Origin of the sequence: Micromonospora sp. CPCC 206061 (genome assembly GCF_036906915.1) — a bacterium.
Classification (GTDB): domain Bacteria; phylum Actinomycetota; class Actinomycetes; order Mycobacteriales; family Micromonosporaceae; genus Phytohabitans.
The window spans coordinates 21,852-28,020 of record NZ_JBAKHX010000093.1 but is presented as its reverse complement, the minus strand read 5'-3'; the positions used below and the strand labels follow the sequence as shown (position 1 = coordinate 28,020).

At 71.6% G+C, this 6,169-nt stretch carries 6 protein-coding genes and 2 pseudogenes; 4 read left to right on the top strand and 4 right to left on the bottom strand.

What is annotated here, in order from left to right:
• Positions 1-668: 668 nt before the first annotated feature.
• Both V6V89_RS35935 and V6V89_RS35930 read left to right on the top strand, forming a co-directional pair.
• Positions 669-1,055 (top strand): ATP-binding protein, encoded by a 387-nt coding sequence (locus tag V6V89_RS35935; RefSeq protein ID WP_334624105.1) that lies wholly within the window; start codon positions 669-671, stop codon positions 1,053-1,055.
• A gap of 201 nt (positions 1,056-1,256) precedes the next feature.
• Complete coding sequence (locus V6V89_RS35930) at positions 1,257-1,496, top strand: DUF6458 family protein (RefSeq protein WP_334624104.1); 240 nt, start codon at positions 1,257-1,259, stop codon at positions 1,494-1,496.
• Positions 1,497-1,507: 11 nt separating this feature from the next.
• Here V6V89_RS35930 and V6V89_RS35925 read toward each other — a convergent pair.
• A pseudogene (locus tag V6V89_RS35925) lies at positions 1,508-1,630 on the bottom strand (sensor histidine kinase); the annotation flags it as partial.
• Positions 1,631-1,710: 80 nt separating this feature from the next.
• Positions 1,711-1,821 (bottom strand): annotated as a pseudogene (locus V6V89_RS41985) (DNA-binding response regulator); the annotation flags it as partial.
• 195 nt (positions 1,822-2,016) lie between these two features.
• Between V6V89_RS41985 and V6V89_RS35920 the strand changes: the two are divergent.
• Both V6V89_RS35920 and pip read left to right on the top strand, forming a co-directional pair.
• Positions 2,017-3,537: a serine/threonine-protein kinase gene (locus V6V89_RS35920; RefSeq protein WP_334624103.1), complete on the top strand. Its 1,521-nt coding sequence runs from the start codon at positions 2,017-2,019 to the stop codon at positions 3,535-3,537.
• A 40-nt stretch (positions 3,538-3,577) separates the two neighbouring features.
• Entirely contained in the window at positions 3,578-4,534 is a 957-nt protein-coding gene (gene pip, locus V6V89_RS35915) for a prolyl aminopeptidase (RefSeq protein ID WP_334624102.1), read from the top strand.
• 34 nt (positions 4,535-4,568) lie between these two features.
• On the opposite strand, the gene V6V89_RS35910 is transcribed toward pip, so the two are convergent.
• Positions 4,569-5,135 (bottom strand): carboxymuconolactone decarboxylase family protein, encoded by a 567-nt coding sequence (locus V6V89_RS35910; protein ID WP_334624101.1) that lies wholly within the window; start codon positions 5,133-5,135, stop codon positions 4,569-4,571.
• A 16-nt stretch (positions 5,136-5,151) separates the two neighbouring features.
• Complete coding sequence (locus V6V89_RS35905) at positions 5,152-6,114, bottom strand: quinone oxidoreductase family protein (protein ID WP_334624100.1); 963 nt, start codon at positions 6,112-6,114, stop codon at positions 5,152-5,154.
• Positions 6,115-6,169 lie beyond the last annotated feature (55 nt).

Here is a 6,169-nt window from a genome sequence, read left to right as displayed (position 1 = left end):
CGCCCGGGCGCCCGCGCCGCCCGCGCCCGCGCCGCCCGCGCCCCGCGGCCCCCCTGCTCGTCGATCAAGGGCAAATGCACGTGATTCGATCTCAAAACCACGTGTATTTGCCCTTGATCTACGCGGATCTCCTTGATCGACGAGCCGGTCGGCGCTGACTCGCGCGCGGCCGGACCGCGATCGCCGCAGGCGCCAGATCTTGAAGCTGGACCCGTCGCCCAAGCGACGCTCGGACACCAAGATCTAGGGCAAGGACCCGCCACGCCGCACTGTGGCCGCGACCGGGCAGATCTTGACGCTGGCGTTGTCAGCCATACCCGCCAAGATCTAGGCGCCGCGGCCATGGTGTGCGGCCCGGTCGGACGGCCTGGCGTGATCTTGCCGAGCTGAGGTCGGATAGCGCCCCTAGGTCGGCGATAGCGTCAGCCGACGCCCATCAGAACGCGGCGTGCTGGTTTCGACCCAGCCGCCGGGCCGCTCACCGCAAGCGGCGCTGGCCCCTTGAAACTGTGACAGGCTCTAGGCCTCACGTGGGGGAGTCAACGCAGGTGGCGGCGTCCGACGGGAACGGCTGGGACGATCCGGCCGCGGCTCGCGTTTGGGCCCCCGGAACGGCGGGCACCGTCAATGTAGCGGTTTTGTCCGCCGCGACCGGGAAGGGGAAGCGAATGATCGACGCACGCGTCACGCTGCCCCGTCAACGGTGGACGGTGCCGTTGGCGCGACATCTCACACGCGCAGTGCTTGAAGGGGCCCATGTCGCCAGCGACGACCGCGACGACATCGAGCTCGCGGTGAGCGAGGCGTGTGGCAACGCGGTACGCCACGCGCGCTCCACCGACCGGTACCACCTGCGGCTCCACCTGGGCGGCGGCGCCTGCGTGGTCGAGGTCACCGACGAAGGCGCGGGCTTCGGGCCCTCCGCGCCCCGGGCCTCGACGGGCGTTGCCAGCTCCGGACGCGGGCTCGCGATCATCCGGCGGCTCGCCGACGAGCTTGTGGTGCGGCGGCGCCGGCCGGGAACGCTCGTGCGGTTCCGCAAGCGCCTCGCCTAGAACTTTTAGGTATGGGCACGCCCGACGACATCGCCGCGATGGCTGTTCCTGGCGCCGGATTCGCCCGCGTTCGTCACCGGTGAGCGGATCGCGACCGCCTCGGGGGTCGCGACCTCCCTGTGAGTGGTACCGGCCGGGTTCGGCCGGCTCCGCTGCGGGTATGGGTGAGATGACAGTCCCCCATACGTAAGGAGGCCGGTCGTGGGTATCGGCACCAGCATCTTCCTGATCGCGGTCGGTGCGATCCTGACGTTCGCCCTCGAGACCAGTGTGGCCGGCATCGACCTCGACGTCGTCGGCTGGATCCTGATGGCGGCCGGGGTTCTCGGCCTAATCATGACCTCGCTGATCTGGGGTCGCCGCCGCAACACAGTGGTGACCGAGGACCCGGCCGAGTACCGCCGGGTCGAGGAGCGCCGCGAGGTCGGCCCGCCGCTGTAAGGCGCGCGAGCTCATGCAGCGGGTAGCCGCATGACGAAACGGCATCCGCCCAGAGTGTTCTGAACGGCCGCCTCGCCATCGTGCGCCTCGACCAGACCGCGCACGATGGCGGGGCAAAGGCCGCCGGAACTGGAGCCGCCGGAGTCCACCGCCAGCGCGCTCACAACCGTCGCATGTGGACGGTCAATTGCGATGAGCATCACGCTCTGGATCTCCCCGGAGCGGGGCGCAACCGCCGGCACACCTCCAGGCCCCGTCGCCGCCGGGGCAGCATGGCGTCGAGGACCACGAGCTCGGGCGCCTCCCGGGCCGCCGCGGGTATCGCTCGCCACATCGCTGATCAGAAAAATGTGATCCACTACCAGTACCCGTTGCCACACAAAGGGTTACGCTACCGGCCCTGACCTGCGAATACTCGATGTCGATCTATTTCGAGACGCCTAGGTCCAGCCGGTCCACATCGGATCGGCCAAGACGGCGGCTAGGTGTGCCGGGGTGATGTGCGGCAGACTGTGCCGTTGTGGAGGCGCTCCAACCATTGGGTGGCCGGTACCGGCTGCACGAGAAGGTCGGCGAGGGCGGAATGTCCGTCGTCTGGCGGGCAACCGACGAGGTGCTCCGCCGATCCGTCGCCGTCAAGGTGCTGGCCGGCCGGTTCCTGACCGACGCCGTTGCCCGCCTGCGCATCCAAGCGGAGGCCCGGGCCGCGGCGCGCCTCACCCATCCGTGTGTCGCGAGCGTCTACGACTATGGCGAGTCGCGGTCCGAGAGCGGGCACCCCGTGCCGTTCGTGGTGATGGAGCTGCTCAGCGGCCCGACCCTGAGCCGGCGACTCGCCGACGGTCCGCTGCCGCCCGCTGACGCGCTGCGTGTCTGCGCCGAGGTCGCCGACGGGCTCGCCGCCGCGCACGCCGCCGGGCTCGTGCACCGCGACGTCAAACCGGCCAACGTCATGCTCACGCCGAGCGGCGCGAAGGTCGTCGACTTCGGCATCGCGGCCGCCGCCGGACCGCGCGACGACGTCGACCCCTACAGCGACCTGTTTGGTACGCCGGCGTACCTCGCGCCCGAACGCCTGGTCGGCGGCGACGTCGTGCCCGCCTCGGACGTGTACGCGCTGGGCCTGCTGCTGCATGGCGCGCTGCTGGGGCGGCTGCCATGGGCAGCCGAGACCACCACGCAGATGCTCGCCGCGCACGTGTACGTGGAGCCGACGCCACTGCCCCCCATCGAGGGGGTGCCGGCGCACGTGGTCGAGCTGGCGCGGCGCTGCCTGGCGAAGAACCCTGCCGACCGCCCCACCGCCAACGAGGTCGCCACCGATCTCGCCGCTGCCGCGTCGATAGCGGCGGGGTCCGCCACCAGCACTCCCGAGCCGGCCGCCATGAGCGAAGCGGGCGCGGCGCTGGCCGTCCCTGGGACCGGGGCGCCCGTGGGCCCAGGATCGGACGCGACCACCGCGGCGGTGCGGGCGCGGCGCACCGGGCAGCGCCGGATGCTGGTGTTCGCTGCCGCCAGCGCCGTCGCGATCCTCGCGATCACCGCCGTGATGCTGGTCCTCGAGCCCACCGTCAAGGACCAGTCCGTCGCCGAGGCTGAAGTGACCCACAGTGTCCCGCCGGGCGGCAGCGCGGGCGACGCCAGGGACCCCTCGGCAAGCCCGACGCCGACCCCCCAGCCCGGCGGCCCAGCCGGTGACGGCGGACCGGTCAGCACCACCTCCGCCCCCAAACCGACCAAGACGGGTGCCGTCACGGCCTCGCCGCGCACGGCCGCGCCCACCCGGCCGGCCGAGACCGCCACGATCACAGCCACCCCGGTAGCGGCCAAGCAGCGCACGTTGACCTCCGCCGGCGGCACGGTGCTCGCCGAGTGCGTGGGCTCGACGGCCGAGGCGCTGAGCTGGGAGCCGGCCGACGGCTACACGGTGCGGAAAGTCGTACCCGGGCCGGCGCAGACCGTGGGCGTCACCTTCGGCGGGCCGAAGGCCGTGCCCATGCGCATCCGCTGCGATGCCAGCGGCGTGCCGTACCTGGTTTAAACGGTACAGCGAACTAACAGCGCTGTTATATCGTGATCGGGTGGATCTTTACCCGGAAGTCGCACCCTACGATCACGGCCTGCTCGACGTCGGAGACGGCCACCGCGTGTACTGGGAAATCCGCGGCAACCCGCACGGTAAGCCGGCCGTGGCCGTGCACGGCGGGCCCGGCTCGGGGTGCGGGCCGTTCTGGCAGCGGTTCTTCGACCCCGAGGCGTACCGGGTCGTGCTCTTCGACCAGCGCGGCTGCGGCCGCAGCACCCCGGACGCGGGCGAGTGGACCACCGACCTGTCCACCAACACCACCCACCACCTGCTCGCCGACCTGGAGCGGCTGCGCGAGCACCTGGGGATCGACAGGTGGCTGGTCATCGGCGGGTCGTGGGGCTCGGTGCTCGGGCTGGCGTACGCCGAACGGCATCCGGACCGCGTCACCGAGGTCATCCTGTTCAGCATCCCCACCCGGCCCCGCCGGGCCACCGAGTGGATCACACGATCGATGGGTCGGGTGTTCCCCGCCGAGTGGGCGCGGTTCCGCGACGTCGTACCCGAGAAGGAGCGCGCCGGCGATCTCGCCGGCGCCTATGCCCGCCTGCTCGCGGACCCTGACCCGGAGGTCAGGGACCGCGCAGCCGTTGCCTGGTGCGAGTGGGAGGACACGCACGTGGCCACCGGCCGCGACCCGAAGCCCGACCTTCGGTACCAGGACCCGGCGTTCCGGATGACCTTCGCGCGGCTGGTGACCCACTACTGGAGCAACGGCTGCTGGCTGGACGACGACGAGCTGCCCGACGGGGCGGCGAAGCTGGCCGGCATCCCGGGCGTGCTCGTGCACGGGCGCCTCGACATCAGCAGCCCGCTCGACGACGCCTGGGAACTCGCCCAGCGGTGGCCGGGCAGCGAGTTGGTCGTGGTGGGCGATGCCGCGCACGGGGCCGGTCACCCGGACATGCGTGGCGCGCTGCTGGCCGCGACCGACAGGTTCCGCGGGCGGTAACTGAGGGCGTGGGGCGCAAGATCCAGCTCGTGCCCTAGCCTCGGACGTCGGCGAAGCCGGGGATGCCGGGCTCCCGCTCGATCCGCGCCGCCCGCACCAGGAAGCTCACCGTGTGGTACCAGCCGCACAGCGCGAGCAGGTCCAGCAGCTGCTCCTCGGTGAAGTACTCCGACAGCGCCGCCCACAGCACATCGTCCACATCGGAGCGTTGGTGCAACTGGTCGACGAAGTCGAGCAGCAGCCGGTCGCGCCGATCCGTCCAACACGGGTCGGCACCAGAGCCGTGCGCGATCGAACGGATCTGCCCAGCCGTCAGCTCGGCGCGCTCGGCCCACACCGCGATGTGCAGCCCCCACTGGTACTCGCAGCCGCACCGCGCGCACGTACGCGTGATGATCAGCTCGCGGGCGCGCAGGTCGACGCTGATCGCGTCGCTCAGCTCGTACCCGATCCAGTCAGTCATGGCGCGGGCCATCGGGCCGTTGCGGGCCAGTGTCCGCATCACGCGCAGCGGCGGAAGGTCGGGCGGAACCATGCTCGCCAGCAACGCCTTGACACGCGGATGGTAGGGCTCCTCGTGCGGCACGATGCGAGCCGCCATCGCACCTCCTGTCAGGTCATGGGATCAGCAGCAGCTTGCCCGTCGTACGGCGGGAGGCCAGGTCGGTGTGCGCGCGGGCCGCCTCGGCCAGCGGGTACCGGCCGCCGACGAGCACGCTCAGCGAGCCGTCGGCCACCCAGCCGTACACGTCGGCGGCGCGGCGGCGCAGCTCCTCGTCTTCGACGATGTAGTGCGCGAGGGTCGGTCGGGTCAGGAACAGCGACCCGCCCTGATGCAGCCGCTGGGGATCGAACGGCGGCACCGGGCCGCTCGCCGCACCGTACAGCGCGAGGATGCCGCGCGGGCGCAGGCTCGCAAGGCTCTCGTCGAACGTCGTCCGCCCGACGCCGTCGTACACCGCCGCCACACCCGCGCCACCGGTCAGCTCGCGCACCTTCGCGGCGATGCCGTCGTACCCGATCACCTCGGCGGCGCCCGCCTGGCGCGCGAGCTTCTCCTTCTCCGGGGCGGAGACCGTGCCGATCACGCGCGCGCCTAGGCGGCTGGCCAGCTGCGTCAGCAGCAGGCCCATGCCACCGGCCGCGGCGTGCACCAGCACGGTGTCACCGGAGCGCACCGGTGCCGTGTCGAGCAGCAGATAGTGCGCGGTCATGCCCTGCAACAGGCTGGCCGCCGCCTGCTCGTCGGAGACGCCGTCCGGCACGGGCACGACCCGGTTCGCCGGCGCCAGCGCGTACCCCGCGTACGAACCGGCGAGGTTGGTCGACGCCACCCGGTCGCCCACCGCCGGCGATGTCACGCCAGGACCGACGGCGACGACGGCGCCGGCGCCCTCGCTACCGGGGGTCAGCGGCAGCTCACTCGGGTACTGCCCGGTGCGAAAGTAGATGTCGATGTAGTTCACACCGGTGGCGGCGAGCCGCACCAGCACCTGACCAGGGCCGGGCTCCGGCGTATCGACCTCCGCCGGCTCCAGGACCTCGGGGCCGCCGTGCTTCAGTACTCGAATCGCATCCATTGATCACATACCCTATCTCGGCGTCCGACACCAAGTTGGCACCCGGCAGGACGTG